General features: G+C 71.9%; 28 protein-coding genes. 14 read left to right on the plus strand and 14 right to left on the minus strand.

Annotation, left to right across the window (positions count from 1 at the left end; all coding sequences use genetic code 11):
• Positions 1-29: 29 nt before the first annotated feature.
• The 7 genes from ACIBQ6_RS13845 (at position 30) to ACIBQ6_RS13875 (ending at position 7,663) form a co-directional block, all read left to right on the plus strand.
• Positions 30-1,253, plus strand: coding sequence for an ROK family transcriptional regulator (locus tag ACIBQ6_RS13845; protein WP_358299708.1), 1,224 nt, complete (start codon positions 30-32; stop codon positions 1,251-1,253).
• Positions 1,250-2,473, plus strand: coding sequence for a 6-phospho-beta-glucosidase (locus ACIBQ6_RS13850; protein ID WP_397212117.1), 1,224 nt, complete (start codon positions 1,250-1,252; stop codon positions 2,471-2,473). Before ACIBQ6_RS13845 ends, ACIBQ6_RS13850 begins: the two co-directional genes overlap by 4 nt.
• Positions 2,470-3,471: an N-acetylglucosamine kinase gene (locus ACIBQ6_RS13855; RefSeq protein WP_397212119.1), complete on the plus strand. Its 1,002-nt coding sequence runs from the start codon at positions 2,470-2,472 to the stop codon at positions 3,469-3,471. Before ACIBQ6_RS13850 ends, ACIBQ6_RS13855 begins: the two co-directional genes overlap by 4 nt.
• A 76-nt stretch (positions 3,472-3,547) precedes the next feature.
• Positions 3,548-4,774 carry a beta-N-acetylglucosaminidase domain-containing protein gene (locus ACIBQ6_RS13860; protein WP_397212121.1) on the plus strand — a complete coding sequence of 409 codons (1,227 nt, stop codon included), beginning with the start codon at positions 3,548-3,550 and terminating at the stop codon, positions 4,772-4,774.
• Complete coding sequence (locus tag ACIBQ6_RS13865; RefSeq protein ID WP_358299696.1) at positions 4,768-6,006, plus strand: extracellular solute-binding protein; 1,239 nt, start codon at positions 4,768-4,770, stop codon at positions 6,004-6,006. Before ACIBQ6_RS13860 ends, ACIBQ6_RS13865 begins: the two co-directional genes overlap by 7 nt.
• Positions 6,003-6,860, plus strand: a complete 858-nt coding sequence (locus ACIBQ6_RS13870; RefSeq protein WP_358299694.1) for a sugar ABC transporter permease — start codon at positions 6,003-6,005, stop codon at positions 6,858-6,860. The genes ACIBQ6_RS13865 and ACIBQ6_RS13870 overlap by 4 nt, the downstream gene beginning before the upstream one ends.
• A complete protein-coding gene (locus ACIBQ6_RS13875; protein WP_397212124.1) occupies positions 6,857-7,663 on the plus strand; it encodes a carbohydrate ABC transporter permease in 807 nt (268 codons plus the stop codon). The genes ACIBQ6_RS13870 and ACIBQ6_RS13875 overlap by 4 nt, the downstream gene beginning before the upstream one ends.
• Before the next feature lie 18 nt (positions 7,664-7,681).
• Here ACIBQ6_RS13875 and ACIBQ6_RS13880 read toward each other — a convergent pair whose 3' ends face one another.
• Positions 7,682-8,338 carry a TetR/AcrR family transcriptional regulator gene (locus tag ACIBQ6_RS13880; protein WP_358299688.1) on the minus strand — a complete coding sequence of 219 codons (657 nt, stop codon included), beginning with the start codon at positions 8,336-8,338 and terminating at the stop codon, positions 7,682-7,684.
• Between the two features lie 84 nt (positions 8,339-8,422).
• Positions 8,423-9,223, minus strand: coding sequence for an alpha/beta hydrolase family protein (locus ACIBQ6_RS13885; RefSeq protein ID WP_397212126.1), 801 nt, complete (start codon positions 9,221-9,223; stop codon positions 8,423-8,425).
• Between the two features lie 114 nt (positions 9,224-9,337).
• On the opposite strand from ACIBQ6_RS13885, the gene ACIBQ6_RS13890 reads away from it, so the two are divergent.
• On the plus strand, positions 9,338-10,459 hold the full coding sequence (locus ACIBQ6_RS13890) for a PucR family transcriptional regulator (protein WP_397212128.1): 1,122 nt from the start codon (positions 9,338-9,340) through the stop codon (positions 10,457-10,459).
• Here ACIBQ6_RS13890 and ACIBQ6_RS13895 read toward each other — a convergent pair.
• On the minus strand, positions 10,431-11,825 hold the full coding sequence (locus ACIBQ6_RS13895; protein WP_397212130.1) for a carboxylesterase/lipase family protein: 1,395 nt from the start codon (positions 11,823-11,825) through the stop codon (positions 10,431-10,433). The genes ACIBQ6_RS13890 and ACIBQ6_RS13895 overlap by 29 nt on opposite strands.
• Before the next feature lie 115 nt (positions 11,826-11,940).
• On the opposite strand from ACIBQ6_RS13895, the gene ACIBQ6_RS13900 reads away from it, so the two are divergent.
• Together ACIBQ6_RS13900 and ACIBQ6_RS13905 are read left to right on the plus strand one after the other, a co-directional pair.
• Positions 11,941-12,294: a hypothetical protein gene (locus ACIBQ6_RS13900; protein ID WP_397212132.1), complete on the plus strand. Its 354-nt coding sequence runs from the start codon at positions 11,941-11,943 to the stop codon at positions 12,292-12,294.
• A 43-nt stretch (positions 12,295-12,337) separates the two neighbouring features.
• Positions 12,338-12,700 carry a nuclear transport factor 2 family protein gene (locus tag ACIBQ6_RS13905; RefSeq protein ID WP_358299673.1) on the plus strand — a complete coding sequence of 121 codons (363 nt, stop codon included), beginning with the start codon at positions 12,338-12,340 and terminating at the stop codon, positions 12,698-12,700.
• A gap of 44 nt (positions 12,701-12,744) precedes the next feature.
• On the opposite strand, the gene ACIBQ6_RS13910 is transcribed toward ACIBQ6_RS13905, so the two are convergent.
• The 4 genes from ACIBQ6_RS13910 to ACIBQ6_RS13925 form a co-directional block, all read right to left on the minus strand.
• The gene (locus ACIBQ6_RS13910; protein ID WP_397212134.1) at positions 12,745-12,936 is read right to left on the minus strand and encodes a hypothetical protein; all 192 of its coding nucleotides are present in this window, start codon (positions 12,934-12,936) and stop codon (positions 12,745-12,747) included.
• Positions 12,937-13,575: 639 nt separating this feature from the next.
• Complete coding sequence (locus tag ACIBQ6_RS13915) at positions 13,576-14,355, minus strand: neutral zinc metallopeptidase (protein WP_358299665.1); 780 nt, start codon at positions 14,353-14,355, stop codon at positions 13,576-13,578.
• Between the two features lie 310 nt (positions 14,356-14,665).
• Positions 14,666-16,654 carry a sigma-70 family RNA polymerase sigma factor gene (locus ACIBQ6_RS13920; protein ID WP_397212136.1) on the minus strand — a complete coding sequence of 663 codons (1,989 nt, stop codon included), beginning with the start codon at positions 16,652-16,654 and terminating at the stop codon, positions 14,666-14,668.
• Positions 16,654-16,968 carry a YciI family protein gene (locus tag ACIBQ6_RS13925; protein ID WP_397212138.1) on the minus strand — a complete coding sequence of 105 codons (315 nt, stop codon included), beginning with the start codon at positions 16,966-16,968 and terminating at the stop codon, positions 16,654-16,656. Before ACIBQ6_RS13925 ends, ACIBQ6_RS13920 begins: the two co-directional genes overlap by 1 nt.
• Positions 16,969-17,031: 63 nt before the next feature.
• On the opposite strand from ACIBQ6_RS13925, the gene ACIBQ6_RS13930 reads away from it, so the two are divergent.
• A complete protein-coding gene (locus tag ACIBQ6_RS13930; protein ID WP_397212140.1) occupies positions 17,032-17,703 on the plus strand; it encodes a DUF998 domain-containing protein in 672 nt (223 codons plus the stop codon).
• 329 nt (positions 17,704-18,032) lie between these two features.
• Here ACIBQ6_RS13930 and ACIBQ6_RS13935 read toward each other — a convergent pair whose 3' ends face one another.
• A complete protein-coding gene (locus tag ACIBQ6_RS13935; RefSeq protein WP_397212142.1) occupies positions 18,033-18,893 on the minus strand; it encodes an aminoglycoside phosphotransferase family protein in 861 nt (286 codons plus the stop codon).
• A 212-nt stretch (positions 18,894-19,105) separates the two neighbouring features.
• Here ACIBQ6_RS13935 and ACIBQ6_RS13940 point away from each other — a divergent pair, with 212 nt between their 5' ends.
• From ACIBQ6_RS13940 to ACIBQ6_RS13950, 3 genes are all read left to right on the plus strand, one after another.
• Entirely contained in the window at positions 19,106-19,684 is a 579-nt protein-coding gene (locus ACIBQ6_RS13940; RefSeq protein ID WP_397212144.1) for a GNAT family N-acetyltransferase, read from the plus strand.
• A 289-nt stretch (positions 19,685-19,973) separates the two neighbouring features.
• Entirely contained in the window at positions 19,974-20,435 is a 462-nt protein-coding gene (locus ACIBQ6_RS13945; protein ID WP_397212146.1) for a nucleoside deaminase, read from the plus strand.
• A gap of 261 nt (positions 20,436-20,696) precedes the next feature.
• The gene (locus ACIBQ6_RS13950) at positions 20,697-21,230 is read left to right on the plus strand and encodes a DUF2165 family protein (protein ID WP_387683108.1); all 534 of its coding nucleotides are present in this window, start codon (positions 20,697-20,699) and stop codon (positions 21,228-21,230) included.
• 18 nt (positions 21,231-21,248) lie between these two features.
• On the opposite strand, the gene ACIBQ6_RS13955 is transcribed toward ACIBQ6_RS13950, so the two are convergent.
• The 6 genes from ACIBQ6_RS13955 to ACIBQ6_RS13980 all read right to left on the minus strand — a co-directional run.
• On the minus strand, positions 21,249-21,419 hold the full coding sequence (locus ACIBQ6_RS13955; protein ID WP_397212170.1) for a hypothetical protein: 171 nt from the start codon (positions 21,417-21,419) through the stop codon (positions 21,249-21,251).
• 6 nt (positions 21,420-21,425) lie between these two features.
• Entirely contained in the window at positions 21,426-21,599 is a 174-nt protein-coding gene (locus ACIBQ6_RS13960) for a hypothetical protein (protein WP_397212148.1), read from the minus strand.
• Between the two features lie 77 nt (positions 21,600-21,676).
• The gene (locus tag ACIBQ6_RS13965; RefSeq protein ID WP_397212150.1) at positions 21,677-22,165 is read right to left on the minus strand and encodes a hypothetical protein; all 489 of its coding nucleotides are present in this window, start codon (positions 22,163-22,165) and stop codon (positions 21,677-21,679) included.
• A complete protein-coding gene (locus ACIBQ6_RS13970) occupies positions 22,162-22,638 on the minus strand; it encodes a hypothetical protein (RefSeq protein ID WP_397212152.1) in 477 nt (158 codons plus the stop codon). Before ACIBQ6_RS13970 ends, ACIBQ6_RS13965 begins: the two co-directional genes overlap by 4 nt.
• Positions 22,639-22,959: 321 nt before the next feature.
• Positions 22,960-23,265, minus strand: a complete 306-nt coding sequence (locus ACIBQ6_RS13975; protein WP_397212154.1) for an FtsX-like permease family protein — start codon at positions 23,263-23,265, stop codon at positions 22,960-22,962.
• Between the two features lie 290 nt (positions 23,266-23,555).
• A partial coding sequence (locus ACIBQ6_RS13980) for a proprotein convertase P-domain-containing protein (protein ID WP_397212156.1) occupies positions 23,556-24,066 on the minus strand: 511 nt, incomplete at its 5' end.

A 24,066-nucleotide genomic window follows, 5' to 3' on the forward strand; every position in this document is an offset into this window, starting at 1 on the left:
AGGCAAGAGTCTTTACTAGAATTCGGGCCATGTCCCAGCATGCGACGCTCACCACCCTGCGCGAGATCAACGCGTCCGTGGTCCTGGAGGCCATTCGAGCCGACCCGCCGATCTCACGGGCCGAGGTGAGCCGCCGCACCGGCATGACCAAGCCGACGGTGGCCAACGCCCTCGACCTGCTCGCCTCCGCCGGCCTGGTCCGCCAGGCCGAACCGCCCGGCGAGATGCATTACGGCGCCGTCTACTTCGAGCCGGTCCACACGCTGGCCCACGTCCTGGCCCTGGACATCGGCACCCGCTTCGTCCGCGGCGCGCTGTGCGACCTGCGCGGCACGATGCTGGCCAGGCACGACGAACGCATCGACGACTCCGACCCGGCGACGATCCTGCGCGCCGCCGTGGCCGTCCGCGACACCCTGTCCCCCGGCGGCCCGGCGGCGGGCGGCGGGGGGATCGAGCTGGTCGCGGCCGGGGTGCCGGGCGTGGTGGATCCCGAGGAGGGGGTCATCCGGCAGAGCAACCGGCCCGCGCTGGAGGGCATGGCGATCCGGTCCGGGCTGGAGGCCGCGCTCGGCGTGCCGGCCGAGGTCGAGACCGACGTCAACCTGGCGGTGATCGGCGAGCACGCCCTGGGCGCCGGGCGGGGGGTCGCCGACTTCGCGTTCCTGTCGATCGGCGCCGGCGTCGGGGCCGGGCTGATCCTGGGCGACCGGGCCCATCGAGGGCACCGGGGGGCCGCCGGCGAGGTCGACGACCCCGCGCCCGGTGAGGACGAGCTGCCCGACAGCCCCTCGGGGGACGCGCTGATGAAGTGGGCCCGCGCCTGGATCGCGGCAGGTCTGCGCGACGGCGACACCACGCTGCGGCTCGACGCCACGCCGGAGGCCATCTTCGCCGCCGCGTCCCGGGGCGACGGGCTGGCCTCGGCCATCGTCGCCGAGGAGGCCCGGCGGATCGCGTCGCGGATCGCCACCATCTCCCGGGTCGCCGACGTCGAGCTGGTCGTGCTCGGCGGGGGCATCGGGCTGGCCTGCGCGAGCATCCTGCCGGAGATCGGCGCCGCGCTGGCGGGCATGCTGCGCCACCCGCCCGCCGTCGAGGTCTCGGCGCTGGGCAACGCGCCCGTGCTGACCGGCGGCCTGGCCCACGGCACGCGTCTGCTGAGGGAGTCGGTCGCCACCCGCCGCATCTCGGCCGCGGCCAAGGTCTCCGCGGCGGCCAAGGCCGCCGGGTCCGGGGCGGAGGCCCGATGAAGGTCACCGTCGTCGGCGGCGGCTCCACCTACACCCCCGAGCTCGCCGGCGGCCTGGCCGCCCTGGAGCTGGACGAACTCGTCCTCATGGACCCAGACGAGGAACGCCTCGCCGTCGTCGGCGGCCTGGCCACCCGCATGCTGCGCGGCAGGGCCGGACGCGTCCGGCTCACCACCGGCCTGGACGACGCCGTCGAAGGCGCGGACGCCGTCCTGCTGCAGTTACGCGTCGGCGGCCAGCGAGCGCGGCACGGCGACGAGACCTGGCCGCTGGAGTGCGGCTGCGTCGGCCAGGAGACCACCGGCGCGGGCGGCCTGGCCAAGGCCCTGCGGACGATCCCCGAAGTGCTGCGCATCGCCGACCGGGTCCGCGCCCTCGCCCCCGGCGCCTGGCTGATCGACTTCACGAACCCCGTCGGGCTGGTCACCCGCGCCCTGCTCGACGCCGGTCATCGCGCCGTCGGCCTGTGCAACGTGGCCATCGGGTTCCAGCGGCTGTTCGCCCGGCTGCACGGCTGCACGCCCGCGGAGCTCACGCTGGGCCATGTCGGGCTCAATCACTTGTCGTGGGAGCGTTCGGCGTGGGTGGACGGGGTCGACGTGCTGCCGGGGCTGATCGAGCGGCACGTCGCCGAGCTGGCCGCCGAGTGCGAGCTGCCGCCCGAGCTGATCACCGCTCTGGGCGTCGTGCCCTCCTACTACCTGCGCTTCTACTACGCCCACGACCAGGTGGTGGCCGAGCAGCTCGGGCGTCCGACGCGGGCGCAGGAGGTGCTGGAGCTGGAGCGGCGGCTGCTGGAGATGTACCCGGCGCTGGACGACAAGCCGGAGCTCCTGGAGCAGCGGGGCGGCGCGTTCTACTCGACGGCCGCGGTCGACCTGCTCGCCTCGCTGCTCCATGACCGGGGGGATGTGCAGGTGGTCAACGTCCGCAACGAGGGGACCCTGCCCTTCCTGCCCGCCTCGGCGGTGATCGAGACGCCGGCGCGGATCACCGCCGCCGGGGCCGTGCCGCTGGCCGTGCCGGCGGTGGAGCCCTTGCAGGCGGGGCTGATCGCGCACGTCAGCGCGTACGAGGAGCTGGCGGTGCGGGCGGCGTCCCGCCCTGATCGGGCGCACGTGGAGGCGGCGCTGCTGGCCCATCCGCTGGTGGGGCAGTACGACCTGGCGCAGGGGCTGGCCGACCGGCTGCTGGCGGCCCACCAGGTCTGGGCCTCGTGACCGGGCCCGCGGTCCTGGCGATCGACGCGGGCAACAGCAAGACCGACGTGGCGCTGGCCGGCGCCGACGGCGAGTTGCTCGCCTGGGTGCGCGGCGGTGGGTTCCAGCCGCACGGGCCGCGGCTTCCCGCCGCGATCGGCCTGCTCGCCGACCTCGTGGCGGCGGCCGTACGGCAGGCCGACCCGCCTCCGGACAGCGGCCGCCGCGGCTTCGTGGCCGAGCGGGTGTCGGCGTTCCTGGCGCACTGTGACCTGCCGGTCGAGCAGGAGATCCTGCAGCGGGCCGTCGAGGCGCGGGAGTGGGCGCCCGAGGTCGTCGTGGACAACGACACCTTCGCGATCCTGCGGGCGGGGGCGGACGTGCCGTACGGCGTGGCGGTGGTGTGCGGCGGCGGGATGAACTGCGTGGCGCGCGGCCCCGGCGGCCAGGTCGCCCGGTGGCCGGCGCTGGGCCGGCGCTCGGGCGACTGGGGCGGCGGGGAATGGCTGGGCGAGGAGGTGCTGTGGTGGGCCGTGCGCGACGAGGACGGCCGCGGCCCGCGCACCCTGCTGCGCCAGGCCGTGGCCGCCCGCTTCGGCCTGCCGGACGTCACCTCGGTGTGTGTGGGCTTCCACCTCGGGCGCCTGCCCGAGGAGCGGCTGCACGAGCTGGTGCCGGTGCTGTTCGAGGTGGCGGGCGCAGGGGACGCCGTCGCCGTGTCGCTGGTGGAGCGTCTGGGCGACGAGGTCGCGGCCTGGGCGGGCGCGGCGATCGAGCGGCTGGACTGGGGCGGGGTGGGCGTGCCCGTCGTGCTGGGGGGCGGGGTGCTGACCGGCCGGGACGCCCGGCTGCTGGCCCGGATCGGCAAGGGGCTGCCCGGGGTGGACGTCCGGGTGCTGGACGCGCCGCCGATCGTGGGGTCGGCCCTGCACGGGCTGGACCGCCTCGGCGCGACGTCCGAGGCGGTGGAGCGGCGGCTCAGAGCCGGATTCGCCACTCGGCGGCCGTCATGCCCGTGAACACGACCGTGTCCTCCCGTCGAGAAGTCTGGTAAAGACTCTTGCCTAGATGAGATAAAGACTCTTTACTGTCTTCATGAAGTCAGCAGGCTTTGCGGTCCGCGGGGTCATCGAAGGGTTCTACGGCCGTCCATGGAGTCACGAGCAGCGGCTCGACCTGCTCGGCTTCCTCGGCGCGCGGGGCATGAACACCTACGTCCACGCCCCCAAGGCCGACCGGCCGTCGTGGCGGGAGGCCGGCGTGGAGGGGCTGGGCGAGCTGGCCGCGCGCGGCAGGCAGGCGGGGGTGGACGTCATCTACTGCCTCTCGCCCGGCCTGTCACTGCGTTACTCCGACGCCGGCGACGTCCAGGCGTTGTGCGTGGCGTTCGAGCGGGCCATGGAGGCCGGGGCCGCCGGCGTCGGGCTGCTGCTCGACGACATCCCCATGCGGCTGCGGCACCCGCGGGACGCCGCCGCCTTCGACGATCTCGCCGCCGCGCAGGTCGCGCTCATCGAGGCCGTCTTCGCGCGCACCGGACGGCTGCTCGTCTGCCCCACCGTCTACTGCGGCACCGGCGACGACCCGTACGTCCGGGCCCTCGGCCTGATCGACGCCCGGATCGACCTGTTCTGGACCGGCCGGAGCATCTGCTCGGCCACCATCGACCTGGCCGACGCCGCGGCCGTCGCCCGCACGCTGAACCGGGCCCCGCTCTACTGGGACAACTACCCGGTCAACGACGTCGCGATGGGCCACGAGCTGCACATCGGCCCGTACCGGGGCAGGGACCGGCACCTGTACCGGTTCGCCACCGGTGTCGTGGCCAACGGCATGGAGCTCTACGAGTCATCGAAGATCGCCTTCGCCACGGTCGCCGACTACCTGCGCGACCCGGAGGGCTACGACCCGGAGGAGAGCTGGGAGCGGGCCCTGGCCGACGTCGTCGGTGACGGCGCGGATCTGGCCGCCTACCGGCTCTTCGCCGACAACGTGCGCGGCTCCTGCCTGGAGCCGTACGACGCGCCCAGGCTCACGGGGGTGCTGGAGCAGTGGGCGTTCGAGCGCGAGTCCGGCGACGCCGCGGCGGGCGACCGGCTGCTGGCAGCGCACGCGGAGGAGCTGCTGGCCGCGGCCGGGCACCTGCTGCGCGGGCCGGTGCGGCGCGGCGCGCTGGTGGCCGAGGCCCGGCCCTGGCTGGAGGAGTTCGAGCGGGGCGCGCTGGCGCTGCTGGCCACCGCTCGTCGAAACGTACGACCGCACCCCCGTCGCCCCGCACCCAAGCGGGTGTTCGGCGACTGTCTTGAGGAGTTCTCATGGTGAACAGGACGGCCGGGGCGCTCGCCCTGATGCTGCTGGTGTCGGCCTGCGGTGGCGGCGGGCAGAGCGCGGCCACCGACAAAGTGTTACGGATCGCGATGAGCTCCCCCGGCGAGGAGCAGATCAAGGTGTGGAAGGACGTCGCGGCCCAGTACGAGAAGGCACACCCGGGCGCCAAGGTCGAGCTCAACTTCCAGGAGGACGACCTCTACCAGACCATCGGCCTGCAGAACCTGCTCAACGGCCGGCAGGCGCCCGACGTCTACTTCGAGTGGGCCGGCGACCGCCTGCGCACCCGGGTCAAGGACGGCTTCGCCGCCGACATCTCCTCCCAAGTCACCACAGGTCCCCTCAAGGGCCTCATCCCGGACGAGGCTTACAAGCGCACCACGGTCGACGGCAAGACGGTCATGGTGCCGTTCGCGGCCGATGTCACCAACGTCCTCTGGTACAACACCAAGATCCTGGCCGACGCCGGCGTGCAGCCGCCCAAGACGTTCGAAGAGCTGCTCACGGCCTGCGACACGCTCAACGCCAAGGGCGTCACCCCGATCGCCTCGGGCAACAAGGACCTGTGGGCCGCCGGCAACTGGCTGTCCCACCTGGTCTCCCGGGTCGTCGGCGAGCAGTCCTACCAGGACGTGCTGTCGGGCAAGGCCCCCATGACCGACCCCGCCTGGGAACGCGCGCTCGGCTACGTGGCCCAGCTGCACGACCACAAGTGCGTCAACAGCAGCGCCAACGCCGCCAACGACAACGAGGGCGCGCAGCTGTTCTTCCAGGGCAAGGCGGCCATGCACCCGATCGGGGCGTGGCTGGTCAGCTGGGCCCTGGACGAGGCCCCGAAGCTGGACTTCGACTACGTCAACCTGCCGGCGATGACCGGCGGCGCCGGCGACCAGGACAGCGTGATCGGCGTCGTCACCGGCTACGTGATCAACGCCAGGAGCAGGAAGGTCAAGGAGTCGGCCGAGTTCCTGGCGCTGCTGAACTCCCCGGCCAACGCCGCCGCGTTCGTCAAGGCGGGCACGGTGCCCCAGGCCAGGGCGGCGGGCGCCGGGCAGATCGACGCGCGGACCACCCGGCTCAACGACCTGCTGGCCGAGGCCAGGACCGTGGTCTCCCCGCCGGACACCGGCTATGACCTCAAGCGCGCCGACGCGCTCTACCGCGCGCTGGCCGCGGTGCTCGGCGGGGTGAAGTCTCCCAAGGAAGCGCTGGCCGTCGCGGGATGAGACGCAAGCTCACGCCGTACCTGTTCGCCGCCCCGGCGCTGCTGGTGTTCGGCTTCGCGGTGCTCGTGCCCGCGCTGGCGACCGGGGCGTTCAGCCTGACAGAGTGGACCGGTTTCGGGCCGATGGAGTTCGTCGGCCTCGACAATTTCCTCAGAGCAGCCCAGGACACGATTTTTCTGGATTCGTTCGTCCATGTCGGCATCTACATCGTTGTGACCATCGTGCTGGAGGTCGCCGTGGGCCTCGTCCTGGCCGGGCTGCTGGTCACCCGGCGCGGCGGGGCGCCCTGGTTCCGGGTCGCGCTGTTCACCCCGGTCATGTTGCCGATGGTGGTCGTGGCCGTGCTCTGGGCGTTCGTCTACAACGCCGACTTCGGCCTGGTCAACGCCTTGCTGGGGCTGGTCGGCGTGCCGGGCGAGGTCTGGCTGGGTGACGAGAGCACGGCGCTCCTGGCCGTCTGCGTCGTCTCCGGGTGGGTGTACGCCGGGTTCTACATGGCGATCTTCTACGCCGCCTTCGCCCAGATCCCGACGGACGTGATCGAGGCCGCCCGCCTCGACGGCGCCGGCGAGCCGGCCATCTTCCGCCGGATCAAGGTGCCGATGATCAGGGACGCGGTCGAGGTCTGCCTGCTGCTCTGCGTCACGGGCGGCTTCCAGACGTTCGACCTGTTCTACGTCATGACGGGCGGCGGGCCGTACAACGCGACGGAGATCCCCACCACGTACCTGACCCGGGTGGTCTTCCGTGACGGCGAGGTCGGCTACGGCTCCGCCATGGCGGTGCTGATGACCGCGGCCGTCGTCCTCATCGGGCTGGCGTTCATGCGACTGCGCAGGAGGCCGGCCCGATGAGACGGCTCTCGACCGTGCTGCTGGCCGTGGTGTCGGCGGCGTTCTTCCTGCCGCTGCTGTGGATGGTGGCCTCCAGCTTCAAGTCCAACGCGCAGATCTTCGCCGACCCGTTCGCCCTGCCCGAGTCGCTGGACTTCGGCCGCTGGGCCGAGGCGTGGGAGGTCGGCGGCATCGGCGGGTACGCGCTCAACAGCGTGATCGTGACCTCGGTGTCGGTGCTGCTGATCCTGGCGCTGTCGTCGGCGGCGGCGTTCGCGTTCAGCCGCTTCGACTTCCGCGGGCGCGGGCTGTTCATGGGCCTGCTGGCGCTCGGGCTGCTGCTGCCGCTGCAGTCGTACTTCATCGCCCAGAGCACGATGTTCACCGAGCTGGCGCTGAGCGACACCCGGTGGGCGCTGATCGTCCCGTACACGGCCATGGGGCTGCCGCTGGCCACGTACCTGATCAAGGTCTACCTGGACGCGCTGCCACGGGAGCTGTTCGAGGCCGCGCACATCGACGGCGCCTCCGACCTGCGGGTCTACCTGCTGATCGCGCTGCCGCTGCTGCGGCCGGGGCTGGCGACCGTGGCGGTGTTCTCGGCGCTGTCCTGCTGGAACGAGTTCCTGCTGGCCCTGCTCTACATCCAGGACGACTCGCTCAAGACGATCCCGACCGGCCTGCTGGCCTTCTCCAGCCGCTACGTGACCGACCACGGCCTGCTGTTCTCGGCCCTGTCGATCATCACGCTGCCGATGATCGCGGTCTACGTGGTGTTCAACCGTCAGGTGGTGAGCGGCATCACGGCGGGCAGCCTCAAATAGCCCCTGGGCCGTCCGGCGTCAGGGGCTCTCCCCGGTGATGCGCAGCGCGAAGTCCGCGTAGGTGTCCGCAACTTCGTGCGGTTCGTACGGCAGGGCGGAGTCGTACCAGTTCGCCACGCGCATCCCCATCCCGCTGATCGCGGTCACCGCGAGAAAGGCGTCGGGCACGGCGAAGACGCCCGCGGCGATGCCCTCGTCGATGATGTCGATGAGCAGTTGCCGGCCGGCCGCGCGCAGCATGAGCGCGGGGCCGGCCAGCTCGGGAGACAGGGCGTGCAGCTCGTTGTCGGCCACGACGGCCAGCATGGGGAACTCCGCGTGCGCCAGGACGTGGGCGCGCACCACCCGGCGCAGGCGCGAGGCGGGATCGGCCGGGCCCGCCGCGGCCGCCTCGGTCAGCCGCCGGTGGTGCTCCTCGTGACCGATGCGCACCAGCTCCGCCAGGACGTTCTCCTTGGTCGGGTAGTGGGAGTAGAGCGTCGCCGAGCGGATCTCGCAGGCCACCGCGAGGTCGCGGATGGAGGTGCCGTAGAAGCCCCGCTCGGCGAAGAGCTGCAGCGCCTCGCGCAGGATCCGGCCGGAGGTGCCCTGGAGCAGGATGTGCTCGGGCAGCCGGATGTCGGAGGCGGCGATCCGGCGCTGGGTCGCCGGAGCGGCCGATCGGTCGTCAGTCACGCGCTCATTCTGCCAAGACGCCGCTCCGGCCGGTCTCCTCGCACGTCAGAGCGCCGACGGGGCCATGGCCGGAGGGCCCTTCGGTCACTGCGGCACGAGCGCGTTGCGGCGCACGTCCGACCAGGTGCCGCGGTCCAGGCAGATGCCGCAGTCCGGGCCGTGGAAGAGGGACCGCGCCTCGGGGTCGTCCATGAGCTGGAAGCGCCACCAGGCGGTGGTGGGCGCCGCGAACGGCCCGGGGTCGCCGACGACGGTGAAGTGGTCGGCGCCGCGCACCTCGCCGTAGATCGCCGGGATGTGGTCCGCGTCGTCGAAGAAGGACCTGACCAGCCCGGGCCAGACGATGGAGTCGTTCTGACCGGCCATCAGGAAGGCGGGCCCGTGGACGCCGTCGATGTCGGCCAGCGGACCGGGCTGGATGGGCAGGACGGTGTCCACCCGGGCGTCGGCTCCGACGACGATGGCCGCCGCGCCGCCCTGGGAGTGCCCGGAGGCGCCGACGCGGGTCAGGTCGACCTTGCCGTGGAAGGGGCTCGACGGGTCGGCGTCGCGGCGGGCGAGCGCGTCGATCCCGGCCCGCATGGAGACGCCGAGGTTCGACATCGGGGTGTTGGCGGCCGAGACGATGAAGCCGTGGCTGGCCCACTGCAGCAGCAGGTCGCGGTAGACCAGCGGGGCGCCGCCCGTGCCGTTGCCCCACACGATCACCGGGTGGCGGCGGTCGCTGCTCGCGATGTCGCGCGGGTAGTAGAGGGTGTTGACCACGCCGACCTCCACGGCGGTCGCGTAGGAGCCGGGCGCGCCCCAGTCCGTGGTCGCGGCGTGGGCGGGAGCCGTGCCGAGTGCGTGCACGACGAGCAGGGCGGTGAGCAGGCGTCGGAACAAGGCGGCCTCCTGAGTGGGGGGTTTGCACGAATCCTGTACACGAAGGAGGCCGCCGTCTCTCCGCATTCGGGCCAACAATTGACGGGCCGGTTTGGGCAATGTGACGATCACGGGATGTCCGACCTGCACAGCCGGATGCAGCCGAGGGTGCGCGGGCTCACCGCCGCGGTGATCGCCCGGTGCGCCGCCGAAGTGCCGTTCTACCGGGAGTTGCCGCCCGCGACCCTGCACGGCGAGGTGGCCGGCTCGGTCTCGGCCGTCCTGACGATCCTGCTGCGCGCGCTCAGCCGCCCCGACGCCATGGGCCCGGCCGACCTGACCCGCGTCATCGAGTGGTCCGCGCGCCGCGCCGAGGACCACCTGCCGCTGGACGCGGCGGTGACCGCCTACCTCATCGGCGCCGAGGTCTGGTGGCAGGCGCTGACCGAGGTGGCCGCGCCGGAGGAGCTGGCCGCGGCCGGCCGGCGGATGCTCGGCTGCCTGCGCGCGGCCATGCCCGCCGTCGCCCTGGCGCACCAGCAGGCCCAGGAGGACATCAGGAGCGAGGACAAACGGGTGCGCCGCGCGCTGATCGGCGCGTTGCTGAGCGGCCACCCGTACGAGAGCCTGGCCGCGGCGGCGGGGGTCGAGGTGGGCCAGGAGCACGAGGTGCTGCTCCTCGACCTGGGACAGCCCGCGCCGCCGGCCCGGCTCGTGCAGTCGGCCCTGGACGCGCACACCGGGACGCTGGTGCTGATGGACCACGTCGAAGGAGTCGCGCTGCTGCCCGGCGGGCACGCCCTGGACGCGCTCCCGGACAGGCTGGCCACGGCCGTGGGCCGCCCCGTGCCGGCCGCCGCCGCCCGCGCCGCGACGCCCGCGGCGATCCCCGGCGCGGCGCAAGAGGCCCGCGAGGTGCTGGACCTGGTACGCAGGCTCGACCGGCCGCCCGGTCTCTACCGCCTGGACGACGTGCTGCTCGAACACCAGCTGGCCCGTCCGGGCGCGGGGCTGGCCCGGCTGGCCGCCAAGCTCGCGCCGCTCGACGGCCACCCCCACCTGCTGGAGACGCTGCGGGCCTTCGTCGAGCGCGGCCACAACCGCCGCCGGACCGCGCTCGACCTGCACATCCACCGCAACACGCTGGACTACCGGCTGCGCCGGGTGAGCCTGCTGACCGGGCTCGACCTCGCCGAACCCGCGCAGGCGCGGCTGCTGGCGGCGGCGATCACCGCGCGCGAGCTGACCAGACCCTGAGCTCCTCGTCGCGCGGCGCGTGCACGACGCCCGAGCCCGGCGAGTCGAAGACCATGACGGGACGGGAGGAGTCCCACGGCTGCCAGCCCGGGTCGCCGGTCGCGGCGAAGGCGACCCAGGCCCGGTGCATCGCGTCGGCCAGTTCCTGCGGGGGCTCGTCGCCGGCCAGCTCTCGCGAGTGCCGCAGGTTGTCGAAGACGAAGCCGATCTCCAGGGCGTGACAGGCGCGCAGGTCCATGACCTTCGTCCGCCACGCGAACTCGTAGACGTGGGCCCGCTGCACGCTGTCGGCCAGGCGGTTGACCGGGGCGCGCAGCAGCAGGTCGGTGGCCATCTCGCCGAGCAGTTCCCCGGGCGTGGCGCCGGGGCGGGCGGACCGGTAGAGCCGCAGGGCCCGTCCCGGGACGCGCAGCTTCAGCAGGGCCAGGCGGAGCGTGAGCCGGCCGACCCGGTCCACGGCTCCGCTCGGGACGAACCAGAGCCGGTACTCCTCCCGGTTGGCGCCGATGAGCAGGGCGGCCTCGACCGGACCGGCGTCCGGCTCGGTCACGATGTGGAAGCCGGGGCCGCCGGTGATCGGGTCCGCCTTGCCGACCACCTCGGTCTGGACGTCGAGCAGCCGCTCCCGGTCGATCGCGGCGAACGCCTCCGCCGTGGCCGGCACCTTGAGCCGGTCCGCCATCAGCAGCGCCGTCCGCGCGGCCTCGGCCCGCGTCACGGTGTGCGGCGGACCGCTCTGCATGATCGCCCGGCGGAACAGGCCCCTGGCGCGCGGACTGGTGAGCAGCGCGCCGATGCTGACGGCGCCCGCCGACTCGCCGAAGACGGTGACGTTGCCGGGGTCGCCGCCGAAGGCCGCGATGTTGTCGCGCACCCATTCCAGCGCGGCGATCTGGTCGAGCAGGCCGCGGTTGTCCGGGGCGTCGGGGAAGACGCCGAAGCCCTCGACGCCGAGCCGGTAGTTGATCGAGACCAGGACGACGCCGTCCCCGGCGAAGGCATGGCCGTCGTACAGGGGCAGGCTGGAGGAGCCGTTGCGCAGGGAGCCGCCGTGGATCCACACCATCACCGGACGCGCGCCGCCGTCCGCGCCGGGGGTCCAGACGTTCAGGTTGAGGCACTCGTCGCCGGGGATCTGCTGCTCGGGGATGAGCCGGTCGAGCGGCGGCCGGTAGGGCCGCTTGGGGGCGGTCGGGCCGAACTCCGCCGCGTCACGGACGCCGTCCCAGCGCACGACGGGCGCCGGGGCGCGGAATCGGTGGGCGCCGAACGGCGGCGCCGCATACGGGATGCCCCGGAAGACCTGGATCCCGGCGTGGAGTCGGCCGCGCACCTTGCCGTGCCGGGTGGCCGCGATGATGTCCATGAGCCGGATCCTACCGATCGATCGGTCGGCAGCCGAGGGGCCGAACTCCTGTGAAGGGTGGGCGGCGACCGGGCAATCAGTGGTGTCCGGCATTCCCGGCGAGAGAGACCCGTGCATGACCACGTTCCTCGACGGAGCGGTCGCCGATCCCGAGCGATTCTCCGCCCTCTTCGATGCCCGCTACGAGGAGATCCGCAGCTACATCGGCCGCCGCCTCGACCTCGACGTCGCCGAGGACCTCGCCGCCGAGCCCTTCCTGATCGCCTTCCGCCGGCGTGCCGGATTCGACGCCGCCAAAGGCGGCATCAGACCTTGGCGTACGTGCTGGAACGACCGGGCTGGACCGACGACCCGGCCCCGAAGCAGTCGACCTCCTCGTGAGCGACGCATCAGAAGGACGCTCCCCGGTCCGCTCGCGACGCGATGCCCCGTGCCCCTGGATCGAGCTGCGAAGATCAGCCGAGCGTGAACGTCCTGGCGCGGATACGGCGCCGACTGGGAGAGTGGACCTCATGATGGAAGACTTGCGGGACGCCGAGCGCCGACTCCAGGCCGCGCAGCTCGCTGGAGACGTCGAGGCGCTGGATCGGCTGCTGGACGATCGGCTGATCTTCACCTTCGGTGCGAACGTTGCGACCAAGGCCGACGACCTGGAGCTGCACCGCACTCGGACGCAGGTGCTGACGAAGGTGGCCGAGGAGGAGTTGACCGTGCTCGCCGATGGGCGCACCGGGGTGACGTGGTTCCTCGGCACCCTGGAAGGGACCGTCTCGGGTACGCCGTTCGCGGCCAGGATGCGCTACACCCGTACTTGGCTGTACGACGAGACGCACGGCTGGCGAATCATCGCCGTACACGCCGGCACCACCGATTGACATAGCCGACACGTTGTCCGACGACCGGCCAGCCGGGCGCGACCCTACTTCTGGGCGCAGAGCATGGCGTCGAGGGTGCCGTCGACGCGGTCGGCGCTGCCGTCTGAGGTCGGTAGTGCGGTCACGGCGAGTGTGGCGCTCCGGCCGTCCTCGGTGATGCCGTTGCGGGTCTCGTAACCGGGCATGTCGCCGCCGTTGCCCCACGCGTGGCCGCCGCAGCTCAGCTTGATCTTCATCAGGCCGAGCCCGTAACCCCCAGCCGCGCGGGAGTGCCGGAGAGTCGATGGTCTGCTTCATCTCCTTCAGCTGGGCCGGCTTGAGCAGGTCGCCGCCCCCTTTCCCGCAGAGGCGGGACGTGCACTGCGCCGCGCCGTCGCCGCCGTGGCGGCAGGCGACCTGCCGCTGCGCGTCGAGGAACTGACGCTGGATCAGGCGGCCGAGGCGCGCCGGCGCATCAGTCCGGCACGACCACGGGCAAGCTCGTGCTCAAGGTCTCCTGATCAGCGAGACAATCCAGACGCGTGCTGCTCGGCGCGTCCACCATGGCAGCGGCGGTGTGGCTGACCCCGCAGCATGCTGGGCTCGACGGCGGCTCTCCGTGAGCTGTTCGCCTGACCTGCCTTGGCTTCCGGTAAGCCCCTGACCAGCAGCTGTCTTGGTGGCTCTCAGTCGTGCAGCGAGTACTTCGACTAGTGTGAGCGACCACTTGACGCACAGTATCCGGGGGTCCGTGCGGCATGTCGCGCAGGTCGGCGGTGGTGGCGTCCCGCTCGGGGTAGCGGATCGCCACGCGGATGCGGTGGGGGGCGAGCACCCGGCTGATCACCGTGCCGACGTCACCCGCCCCTGCGGCGGCCGGCCCGGGGTCGATCGCGTCAGGAGACCTTGGACGAGGCTGCCGCCCAGGTGTTGCAGGAGGCCGGGTCGGCGGTGCGGAAACCGGCCTTGACCCACCGCTTGCGGTTGGCGGCCTTGCCGTACTCGGCGGAGTCGCGGTAGAAGGACGACGCGGCCTTCTCCCAGTCCTGCTCGGTCTTGCCAGGCAGCGGCCAGACGCTCTTGGTGAAGGCCGCGCCCAGGCAGTCGGCCTGCTGGTACATGCGCCGCCCCTGCTCGAGGTGCTCGGCCTTGCTGGCGGCTCTGAGGTTCTCGCCGGCGTCGTAGATACCGGCCTGCTTCTGCACGTGGTAGCTGTACGTGCCGGCGATCGTGTCGAAGAGATCGAGGCCGCTGATTGGCCCGAGGAGCCAGTACTTGCCGATCTTGAAGGACAGCGTGCGGTCCCAGTCGCAATACCACACCTCGGACGACTGGATTGTCTCGCCGTCCTCGGCCCCGCAGTAGTTCTTGGGCAGGCGGGTCACGTACCGCACCTTGACCGGCTCATAGGGCAGGCCGGCCTTCTGCAGGTGCGGTCCCCACGTGTTCTCCAGGCAGCGCAGGGCCTCGTTGATGTAGGTACGGGCCTCGGCGGGCGTCGTGGGCTCGTCCGGCAGGTTGTTACAGGTCGTGGTGGGCAGCGGCCCGGCCTGGTACAACGCGTTCTTGACGAGCACGGGGTTCTTCACGGGATATGCCGAGGCGTGCGCGGCCGCCGTGACGGTCAAGGGGGTGAGGAGGGCGCAGGCGAGTGCCGCGATCTTGAGGGGCTTCACGATGGGTGAGAATAGGGCTTGCGGGGTTGGAGCGCCATATCGGTACCGGCCTGGAGCTGGAGTCATTGATCCGCGACGCACGCCGCTCGCCGGACGAAACGGCTGAGCCCTCACCGGCGGGCCATCGGCTCAGGATCGTTCTCGTGCCGGCCGCCATCGCAGCGTCCCGAATGCTTCACGCCCGCCGCGGGACAGCAGGACGGCTGTGACACGGGCCGACTCGGCCCTCCGTGCGTGCCCCGCTCCCGGCGATCGCACGCCGTGCTCTCACCCGGCGCCGGCATGCTCGACCTCACCGGCGCGGTGGCGGTCACCGCGTTGCTGCGCGTGGTGCTGGTGCCGAACGGCGTACGGACGCTGCGAGCTGGTGCAGGGTGAAGCCGCCCGAGGCCTTCTTGAACAGGTACTCGGCGCGTTCGTAGGACAGGCGGCGTCTGCCGGTCTCGGGGCACAGGTCGGCCGGGTCCGGCGTCCGGGCGGGGGCGGGCCTGCGGTCGGCCAGGAAGAGGGGGCCGACGGTCCGGCCCGCGACCAGCTCCTCCAGCAGGGGCGCGGCGCCGTCGCCCCACGTGATCGTGGCCGCGCCGCGGGCGGGCAGGTCGAGATCCTCGACGTTGAGCGCGAGGACGGCGGCGGCCGAGGCGCCCGACTCGTGCACCAGCCGCCACAGTGCCCTCTCCCGCGTCGACGGGTGCCGCCAGAGCGCGGCCAGTGCCCGGTCGTCGACGGCGGGGCGTCTCCTGCGGTCGTCGTGCTTCCTGGGCAGCTCGGCCGGCAGGTCGCCGAGGCCCGCCCACGCGCCGAACGACCGTACGGCCGCGCGGTGGCGGTTCCAGGTCCTGGGCGCGGCCGTGCTCCAGGCGGCGGTGAACACCCTGGCCACGAGGGCGGGGGTGAGGTCGGCCAGCGGCGTGGCGGCCCCCAGGTCCAGGCTCAGCCGCCGCAACGTCTGCCCGTACGACCGGATCGTCCCGGCGTCCAGGTCCGTACGTGCCAGGAACCGGTCCGCCGCGTCGCCGAGCAGGGCCATGGCCGGAGTGCCCGCCGTACGGGCGAGAGGGGAGGCGGTGCGGTGGCGGGCGGCGCGGGCGAGGAGGAAGGCGCGTTCGGCGGCGTTGCGGGTGAGGGCGGCGGCCCGCTCGAACGCCGTCGCGGCCTCGAAGTCACGTCCCGCCCGCGCCAGCAGGTCGCCGTGGACGGCGGACAGCGGCGGGTAGTCCCGCAGCGCCGGGTCCGACAGCAGCGGGTCCATCAGCGCCAGCCCCGCCTCCGGCCCGGTCGCCATGCCGACGGCGACCGCCTGGTTGAGCCGGACCACCGGCGAGGGCAGCAGCCGTACCAGCGGGCCGTAGAGGGCCGCGATCCGGTCCCAGTCCGTGTCGGCCGCCCCGGCCGCCTGCGCGTGACACACCGCGATCGCCGCCTGAAGGACGTACGGCCCGAGCCCTCCGCCCGCCTCCCGCGCCCTCAGCATGGAGGCGAACCCGCGCGCGATCAGCTCCCGGTCCCACCGTCCCCGGTCCTGCTCGTGCAGTTGCACCAGCTCTCCCGACGGCCCGGTACGGGCGTCCGCGCGCGACTGCTGGATCTCCATCAGCGCCACCAGCCCGTGCACCTCGGACTCGCCCGGCGCCAGCCCGGCCAGCAGCCGTCCGAGCCGCAGCGCCTCCAGCGCCAGGGCGGGCCGCGTCAAGTCCTCGCCCGCCGTGGCCGAGTAACCCTCGTTGAAGATCAGGTAGATGACCTCCAGCACGGACGCCAGCCGTACGGCCAGCTCGGGCCCCTGCGGCAGCTCGAACGGCACCCCCTCGTCGGCGAGCGTGCGCTTGGCGCGCGCGACGCGTCCGGCCACGACCGCCTCCCGCACCAGGAAGGCGCGGGCGATCTCCGCGGTGGTCAGGCCACCGAGCAGCCGCAGCGTCAGCGCGGTCCGCTCCTCGGCGGGCAGCACGGGATGGCTGGAGACGAACATCAGCCGCAACACGTCGTCGCCGGCCTCGGCCTGTTCCGGCCGTTCGCGGTCTCCGGGCTGCTCGGGGGGCTGCTCGGGCTCAAGGTCGCGGCGCGCGTGGTCGTGCAGCCTGGTACGGCGCAGGTGGTCGAGGGCGCGCCGCTTGGCGGTGGTCGTCAGCCACGCGCCCGGGTTGTCCGGTACGCCGTCACGCGGCCAGGTCTCCAGCGCGGCGACCAGCGCGTCCTGGGCGAACTCCTCGGCCAGGCCCACGTCGCCGAGCATCCGGGCCAGCCCGGCGACGATCCGCGCGGACTCCTCCCGCCAGACCGTCGTGACGGCGTCCATCAGTAGATCTGGCGCATGTGGCACTCGCCGTCGCCGACGACCGCGAAGAAGCGCCGCGAGATCTCCAGCGCCTCCTCCCGCGAGCCGACCTCGACCAGCGCGAAGCCGCCCGCCATCTCCTTGGCCTCGGCGAAGGGCCCGTCGGTCACGGTCAGCTCGCCGTCCGCGGACCTGAGCACGGTGCCGCCCAGCTCCATGCCGCCGGTGGCGAGCAGCACGCCGGCCTCGGTGAGCTCCTGGATGAACCTGCCCATCTCGACGTGCAGCTTCTCGTCGTCGCGCCGCTCGCTCACGTTTGTCAGCAGAAATCTCATGTGCGTTCCCTGTCACATCGCTCGTTCGTCGCGTATGCAGTAGAACACGAAAGGACACGGGACATGACCGCCATCGCCCCCACCTCCCCCACCTCCCCCTCCTCCCCCATCGCCTCCTCGACCCGCACCCTGCTGGCCGCGGGCGCCGTCGCCGCTCCCCTGTGGACGGCGGTCAACCTGGTTCAGGTGCTCACCCGTGAGGGCTTCGACATCGTCCGCCACCCGCTCAGCCAGCTGTCGACCGGCTCGCTCGGCTGGGTCCAGGTGGCCGACTTCCTCGTCGTCGGCGCGCTGGTGATCGCCGGCTCGTACGGGCTGCGCCGGGCCGTCCCCGGCCGGTGGCTGCCCCGCCTCCTGCTGGTCAACGGCATCGGGATGATCCTCGCGGGGATCTTCCGGATGGACGCCGGCGACGGCTTCCCCGTCGGCACCCCCGCGGGCCCGCCCGCGACGATGAGCTGGCACGCCGGGCTGCACATGGCCTCCGGCTCGATCGCCTTCATCGCCCTGGCGGCGGCCTGCTTCGTGCTCGGCCGCCACTTCTCCCGGGCCGGAGCCGCGGGCTCGGCCGTCGCGTCCTTCCTGGCGGGCGTGGCCGTCATCGCGGGGAACGGCTGGACGATGAGCGGCGGCCAAGGGGGTTCGGTGTCCCTGGCCGTCGGCGTGACCGGCGCGATGTTGTGGGTGTCGGCGGTCGCCTTCCGGCTGCGCCGCCGGGGCTCTGTCACCTGGTAGCAGGTTTGCTGATCCGCGGCCCTCCGACCGCAGGAAGGCCGTATGCCCGTCGAAGGTGAGCGCCCGGCCGCCGGCCACTTGGCGGAGGACACCCTGCGAGCGATCGAACCTCCGCCGCGGCGCCACCGACGGCACCGGCCGCGGAGATCCCGGTGCTGAACGTCGAGGACGGCGCCGGCCGTCTTCGCCTCATCGGCTGCCAAGTCGGGGCTTGATCGACAAGGGAACGGCCAGCGGCGACCGACAAGCCGTCGCAGCCCCGGTTGCGCGCGCCGAACTCGCCGCCGACAACCGAGCCACGCTGCTCTGTCAGGTGCTGCGTTACACCTCTAGGTGAGAAGCACCTGGTCGAGGACGTGCTCGCCGATGGCCGCCATGCTGGGGTTGTCGGCCGAGTGGGCGGCCAGAGCAGTGCCCATGACGAGGGCCCAGCCCCGTGCGCGCTCCCAGGTCACCTCGTCGGCGTCCACGCGTGATCGGAAGACCTCGCGCGCGTTCTCGTCGAACACCAGCCACGCCGCGGCAAGGTCGGTGGCGGGATCGCCGCTGGTGAGGTCGCCGAAGTCCAGGACAGCCGCCAGCTCTTCCCCGTTGAGCAGGAGGTTTCCCGGGTGCGGATCGCCGTGGAGCCAGAGCGCGGGGCCCTGCCAGGGCGGGAGGGCGGCCAGCTTCTCCCAGAGGGGGAGAAGGTCAGCTGATCGGGAAATGGACTGCAGGCGTTGCCGTACCACTTCGTCGCGAGCGGTGAGCGGGACGCCGCGGACGGGGTTACGCGGGGCCTCAGGCGGTGCGGGCCGGTGGAGGCCTGTCATGAAGTCGGCCAGCGGAACGGCGATGCCGGAACGGTCGGGCGGCGGCACGTCGGCGAGCGTGCGGCCTTCGAACCAGGGCGCGATCGTCCACGGCCACGGGTAGCCCTCGCCGGGCACGCCGACCCTGACGGGTATGGGCAGTGCGACCTCGACGTACTCGGCCAGGACCGGCAGCCAGCGTTGCTCGTTGACGATGAGGTCGACGGCGACCTGGCGGCGCGGCAGCCGTACGGACAGGTCTGTCCCCAGGCGGTAGATGACGTTGTCCCAGCCGTTGGCGACGGGGGTGAGCGGGCCTGCCAGATCCGGGTGCTGCACGCGGATCAGGCGGTCGACCAGGTCGACGTCGATGTCGGCTTCCGCCGCCGGGGTGTTCATGCCGCAACGATAGTGCGGGATGTCCTTGACAGACGGAGGCGCTGAAGCCGGGCCGTCGACGAAGCCGGCGCGGGGTTGCGGTGGCGGCGGCCGCGCTGGTCGCTTCGGTGTCCTGTCGGTTCCTGGAGGGCGATCGCCGCGTCGTTCTCGGAGATGTCGTCCGCAATAATCCGTTTGTGTGTCACCACAGCCCGCTGTCACCATGAGGGCCCATGCGTCACCCTCTTGACACGCTGGACTGGCCGATTTCCACCGAGCGGCTGCTGTTGCGCCGCGCTGCCCCCGACGACCTGGACGCGACCTGGGCCTTCCGGCAACTGCCGGAGACTCACGAATGGATCGCGGCCGCCACAAAGACCTACGACGACTACCGTGAGCGTTTCCTCAGCGAGGAGCGGCTCGCAGACCTGCTCCTCATCGAACTGGACGGCCGGGTGATCGGCGACCTGACACTGAGGGTCCAGGATGGTTGGGCCCAGGAAGAGGTCGCTGACCAGGCGAAAAGCGTCCAAGGAGAGCTCGGGTGGACGCTCGACCCCGCCTACGGCGGCAAGGGCTACGCCACCGAAGCGGTACGCGCCCTCATCGACATCTCCTTCAGGAGGCTCGGCCTGCGCCGCCTGCACGCGGACTGTTTCTACGACAACGAATCCTCGTGGCGGCTGATGGAGCGGGTCGGGATGCGCCGCGAACAGCACACGGTGAGAGACTCACTCCACCGCACCAAGGGATGGATCGACGGTCTCTCATACGCGCTCCTGGCCGAGGAATGGCCCGCCCACGAGCGATGACGGCGGAGACGCTGGTGAGCCCTCGCCGGGACGAAGATCACGCTGTCACTCGTACACGCGGCCGCTCTCCTGCCGTCGCTGCCTCGACCGGCTCGCCTCGCCGGTGGGGGACGGCTCACCGTCCGCGCCCGCTGCCCGCACACCGGGACCCTCGCCAAGGTCGCCGAGCTCCTGGCGCCCCGCCGTCGGTCGCTACCGTTGTTTTCCTGCGATCAGCCTTCTCCAAGGCCGTGGAGGGGGATGACAACTTCCAGCAGACCGGACCATCACCTTCGCTGGGAGGGCAGTCATGAAGGACGTGCCGCCGTGGCCGGACGACGACGCCATGATGCAGATCGCGTTCGAGCAGGCGCGGACGGGGTTCGGGCAGGGCGGGATCCCCGTCGGCGCGGTGCTCGCCACTCCCACCGCCCTGCTCGGGGCGGGTCACAATGAGCGCGTCCAGCGAGGTGATCCGACGGCGCACGGCGAGATGGCCTGCCTGCGCGACGCGGGATCGCGATCCTCCTACGCCGGCACGACGCTGTACACGACATTGTCGCCGTGCCCGATGTGCAGCGGGGCGATCATCCTGTTCCAGATCCCGCGGGTGGTCATCGCCGAACGGGTGACCTACGCGGGGGACGTCGGCTTCCTGCGCGGGCACGGCGTCGACGTCGAGGTCCGGGCCGATGAGCGGTGCATCGCGCTGATGTCGGAGTTCCAACGGCGCTCGCCCCGGCTGTGGAGCGACGACATCGGCGGCCGGTGAGCCGCGTCCGGGACCGCTCCCGCCGCGCGGCGCGAGCGCTCGCCTTTTATGCGTGCTTTGCGGAGTCGGCTACTATAAGTCACGTTGTTCCACCTCAGGCTGAGGGGCCCGCGACGTCACCGCCAGTGACGGAGCCAGTGGAGCGGCCCGGCGAGTTCCTCCACGCCGGGCGAGCGGGCCCCGTGGATCTTTCCCCTGTGCAGGACACCTCCTCTGGGCTCGTGTGCTCATTCGATTTCAGAGATGTCAAAGGAAAGAACCTTGGCCCGCTTCGACACCATCGTCGCTCTTCGCCTGGCGAAGGCGCTGCTCACCTTCACCGTCGGCGGCTTCGCGCTGCTCGTCGTGTTCGGCAACCTCACCGACTACGGCACGAACTTCGAGTTCGTCCGGCACGTGCTGGCCATGGACGCCCAGAAGCCCGAGCTCGCCGCGGTCAGCCAGATCAACTACCGCGCCATCCCATGGACGTGGGCGCATCACGTCGCCTACGTCGGCGTCATCCTCACCGAGGCGGTCATCATGGTGACCTGTCTCGTGTCGGCCTGGCAGCAGGTCAGGGCCGTCGGCCGCGACGACGCCGCCTTCCAGCGGTCCAAGCGATGGGGCGTCGTCGGCTGCACGGTCGCCCTGCTGCTGTGGTTCTTCGGCTTCCAGGCCATCGGCGGCGAGTGGTTCGGCATGTGGATGAACGGCACCTGGAACGGCATCCCCGACGCGGTGCGGCTGTGCACCTACATCGGGATCGTGCTGGTATTCCTCAGCCTCCGCAACGACGCCCGCGAGAACGCCTGACCCGATCGCCGGCAAGGGTCATGGCCGGACGTCGCCGTGACGGAGTCCGTTCAGCAGGAGGGTGAGCAGGCGGTCGGCGCGCGCCGGGCTGTCGGGGGTGTCCTGGGCGGCCCAGGCGATCGCGCCGACCATCCTCAGCACGTCCGCGTCGTCCGCGTCGTCCGCGTCGTCCGCCTCGGCGACGATCAGGCCTGATCACCGCGCCCTGGCCGGCAACGCGGCTCCCACCTCGAACATCTGCGCGTGCCAGTTCGCCACCGGGTCGGTCTCGCGATCAAGCGCCGCGTTCATCACGGCCGCCGACAGACCTCGATAGGTCAGGCCGTTGTGATGTAGAGGAACGGCCGCGTTCGGGCAGCCGGGCGTCATGGAGCAGATCTGGCCAAAAAGCGGCAATGGGCCCGTCCCCGACGCCACATGCCGCGGACGCGGGCCGGAGAGGACGGCTACTTCAGGTGTTTGTCGAAGAACGCGGTCGCGTAGTGGATCGCGGTCTCGCGTTGCTCGGCGGGCGTGAGCTGCCGGACGGTGCCGGTCTGGTTGGTACTCTCACACCTGCCTCCGGGACGGTGGCGCTTCTCGACGGCGACATCATCCGTCGCGAAGGCCGGCCCGGTGCCGGGTGTCCAGATCGTGTTGAAGAAGTTGTGATTGCCTCCGCGTACGTCATGGTGTTCGGCGTTCGAGTCGCCCGCGGCCATCGTGGCGGCGATCTTGCCGTCCTCCCACATGGCGTCGCAGGTTCCGGCGACCACGGCCAGGGGGACGCGGGTGATGCGTTCCTTGTCGGCGTTGATGCCGTTCATGGCGGGCGCGAGCGCCATGGTGGCCCGGACGTGCACGCCGGACGGGGGCGTGTGGCTGTCCAGGGCCTGAGCGATGACACCGCCACCGCCCCGTGAGTGCCCGAGCGTGCCGACCCGGTCCAGATTCACATGGCCGGTGAACTGCTTGAGTTCCCGCAGGGGGCCTCCCCCGGCGGAGAGCTGCTCCACAGCTGAAGGTGCTTGTCCAGCAGGGCCGCGCGTGCGACGTGCCCCATGTCCTTCTCCTGGGCCTGGATGCCGTTGGCCGCCACCGACACCACGATGTAACCCTTGTCGGCCAGGGCCTCGGCCAGGTAGGCGTATCCCAGGTAGTTGTCGACCGGCTTGGCGTCCTTGGGGCACGGCCAGCCGCGGCCGCGGACGGGTTTGTCCCCCGCGGCGCAGGTGTCGCCCCAGCCGTGCAGCATCATCACCAGAGGGTGCTTGCCCCCGTCCAGCTTGCGAGGGTAGGTGACGGCGACCTTCAGCTCCATACGCTTGCCGTCCGGGCCCGGCGGGGCGTAGGCGGTGTCACCGAAGTCGTAGGTCACCTGGCGCGAACGGGCCGTGCCCTCTTGTGTGGAGACCTGGGCCGAACCCACGACTTCAGGCTGAGGGCTGCTGCAGGCTACGAGGGTGACCGCGGCGACGGCCGTCGCGAGGAGGCGGCGGCGCAGAGGGCGTTGGAGCATACGCATGGGGAAGAGGGGCCTTTCGTGGCTTGGTTCTCAGGCTGGCGGCCGCTCGAGTCCGTGGTAGCGCGGCGGCGTCTGGACGGTCTCCGACAGGCGGCTGCGGCGGACCAACACTCGCGCCGGCTGGGGGCCGCTGGAGGACATGTCCCGCCACCATGCTTGCCGAGGCGCTGCTGGTGGCCGAGGGGTTGGGGCTCGACCACCGGCGTGTGTCGGAGCCGGTTGCCGTCAGGCTTGGGCGGTGGCTTCCAGGGGGCGCATGGCGGCCGCCCGCTGGGCCGGGACGAGCGCGGCGAGCGCGCCGGCCGCGAGTGACAGCAGGCACACCAGCAGCAGCGTTCCCCAGGGGATCTTGAGCGTGTACTGCGGGATCGCCCCGTTGGCCAGGGCGCCGACCGCCCAGGCCCCGAACAGCGCACTCACCAGCCCGAGCAGCGTGCCGAACGCGGCGATCGTGAGGGCCTCCAGGACCACCATCCGCCGTGGCGGGACCACCCGCTGACGTACGGGCGCCACCGCACCCTCGCCGTCCATGACACCGGCGACCCGGGAACGATCGTCGTCGAGCAGGAGGCCCTCGGGACCAGCGCGGCCACCGGCGAGTTCGCGCTGCCCAACCTGATCGTCCTCACCGTTCGCGAGGGGCTGATCACCCGTCTGCGCGACTACGTCAACCTCTCAGCAGCCGCGACCGCCATGGGCAGGGAGGTCTGAACGGCGGCCCTCCCGGACGAACCCGGAGCTCGGCGCGCGCATCCGCCGGCGACGTGAACGAGCCCCGGCCGGAGGACCGGCCGGGGCTCGCCACCCCTGATTGACGACGCTCAGAGCGTGATGCTCCAGGTGTCCAGGAAGCCGGTGTCACCGGCGTAGACGTCTCTGATGTCGAGCGTCCAGGTGCCGGCGGCCTGCTGGCTGACCGGGACCGAGAAGGTCCTGGTGCCGTACTGCGTGCAGCTGGTGCCACCGTAGGCGTCGACCAGATAGTAGGTGCCGTTCGGGCCGCGGAGCCGGATGTTCAGGTCCTCGGCGCAGGTGTGGCTGATCGTGATGGACAACTGCACCGGGGAGACCGCGGTGCCCGTCGCGTTGGACGTGATCGAGCTGCGGGTGGTGGAGTAGTCCCTGATCTGGTAGTCGGTGTTGTTGGTGAACGTCCGGCCGCCGGGGCCGCCGGTGCCGACCGTCAGGGTGTAGGTCGCGGTGTGCGTGGTGGAGCCGGTGCCCGTGATGGTGATCGGGTAGGTGCCCTGGGCGGTGGAGGCGCCGACCGACAGGGTCAGCGTGGAGGAGTTGCCCGAGGTCACCGAGGCCGGGTTGAAGCTGGCGGTGGTG

Source organism: Nonomuraea sp. NPDC049655, from assembly GCF_044465465.1.
Classification (GTDB): Bacteria; Actinomycetota; Actinomycetes; order Streptosporangiales; family Streptosporangiaceae; genus Nonomuraea.

Excerpts from the sequence above, each read along its gene's own strand:
- ACIBQ6_RS13845 (WP_358299708.1), top strand. The coding sequence starts at position 30 with ATGTCCCAGCATGCGACGCTCACCACCCTGCGCGAGATCAACGCGTCC.
- ACIBQ6_RS13850 (WP_397212117.1), top strand. The coding sequence starts at position 1,250 with ATGAAGGTCACCGTCGTCGGCGGCGGCTCCACCTACACCCCCGAGCTC.
- ACIBQ6_RS13860 (WP_397212121.1), top strand. The coding sequence starts at position 3,548 with ATGAAGTCAGCAGGCTTTGCGGTCCGCGGGGTCATCGAAGGGTTCTAC.
- ACIBQ6_RS13865 (WP_358299696.1), top strand. The coding sequence starts at position 4,768 with ATGGTGAACAGGACGGCCGGGGCGCTCGCCCTGATGCTGCTGGTGTCG.
- ACIBQ6_RS13870 (WP_358299694.1), top strand. The coding sequence starts at position 6,003 with ATGAGACGCAAGCTCACGCCGTACCTGTTCGCCGCCCCGGCGCTGCTG.
- ACIBQ6_RS13875 (WP_397212124.1), top strand. The coding sequence starts at position 6,857 with ATGAGACGGCTCTCGACCGTGCTGCTGGCCGTGGTGTCGGCGGCGTTC.
- ACIBQ6_RS13890 (WP_397212128.1), top strand. The coding sequence starts at position 9,338 with ATGTCCGACCTGCACAGCCGGATGCAGCCGAGGGTGCGCGGGCTCACC.
- ACIBQ6_RS13895 (WP_397212130.1), bottom strand. The coding sequence starts at position 11,825 with ATGGACATCATCGCGGCCACCCGGCACGGCAAGGTGCGCGGCCGACTC.
- ACIBQ6_RS13900 (WP_397212132.1), top strand. The coding sequence starts at position 11,941 with ATGACCACGTTCCTCGACGGAGCGGTCGCCGATCCCGAGCGATTCTCC.
- ACIBQ6_RS13905 (WP_358299673.1), top strand. The coding sequence starts at position 12,338 with ATGATGGAAGACTTGCGGGACGCCGAGCGCCGACTCCAGGCCGCGCAG.
- ACIBQ6_RS13910 (WP_397212134.1), bottom strand. The coding sequence starts at position 12,936 with ATGAAGATCAAGCTGAGCTGCGGCGGCCACGCGTGGGGCAACGGCGGC.
- ACIBQ6_RS13920 (WP_397212136.1), bottom strand. The coding sequence starts at position 16,654 with ATGGACGCCGTCACGACGGTCTGGCGGGAGGAGTCCGCGCGGATCGTC.
- ACIBQ6_RS13925 (WP_397212138.1), bottom strand. The coding sequence starts at position 16,968 with ATGAGATTTCTGCTGACAAACGTGAGCGAGCGGCGCGACGACGAGAAG.
- ACIBQ6_RS13930 (WP_397212140.1), top strand. The coding sequence starts at position 17,032 with ATGACCGCCATCGCCCCCACCTCCCCCACCTCCCCCTCCTCCCCCATC.
- ACIBQ6_RS13935 (WP_397212142.1), bottom strand. The coding sequence starts at position 18,893 with ATGAACACCCCGGCGGCGGAAGCCGACATCGACGTCGACCTGGTCGAC.
- ACIBQ6_RS13940 (WP_397212144.1), top strand. The coding sequence starts at position 19,106 with ATGCGTCACCCTCTTGACACGCTGGACTGGCCGATTTCCACCGAGCGG.
- ACIBQ6_RS13945 (WP_397212146.1), top strand. The coding sequence starts at position 19,974 with ATGAAGGACGTGCCGCCGTGGCCGGACGACGACGCCATGATGCAGATC.
- ACIBQ6_RS13960 (WP_397212148.1), bottom strand. The coding sequence starts at position 21,599 with ATGACGCCCGGCTGCCCGAACGCGGCCGTTCCTCTACATCACAACGGC.
- ACIBQ6_RS13975 (WP_397212154.1), bottom strand. The coding sequence starts at position 23,265 with ATGGACGGCGAGGGTGCGGTGGCGCCCGTACGTCAGCGGGTGGTCCCG.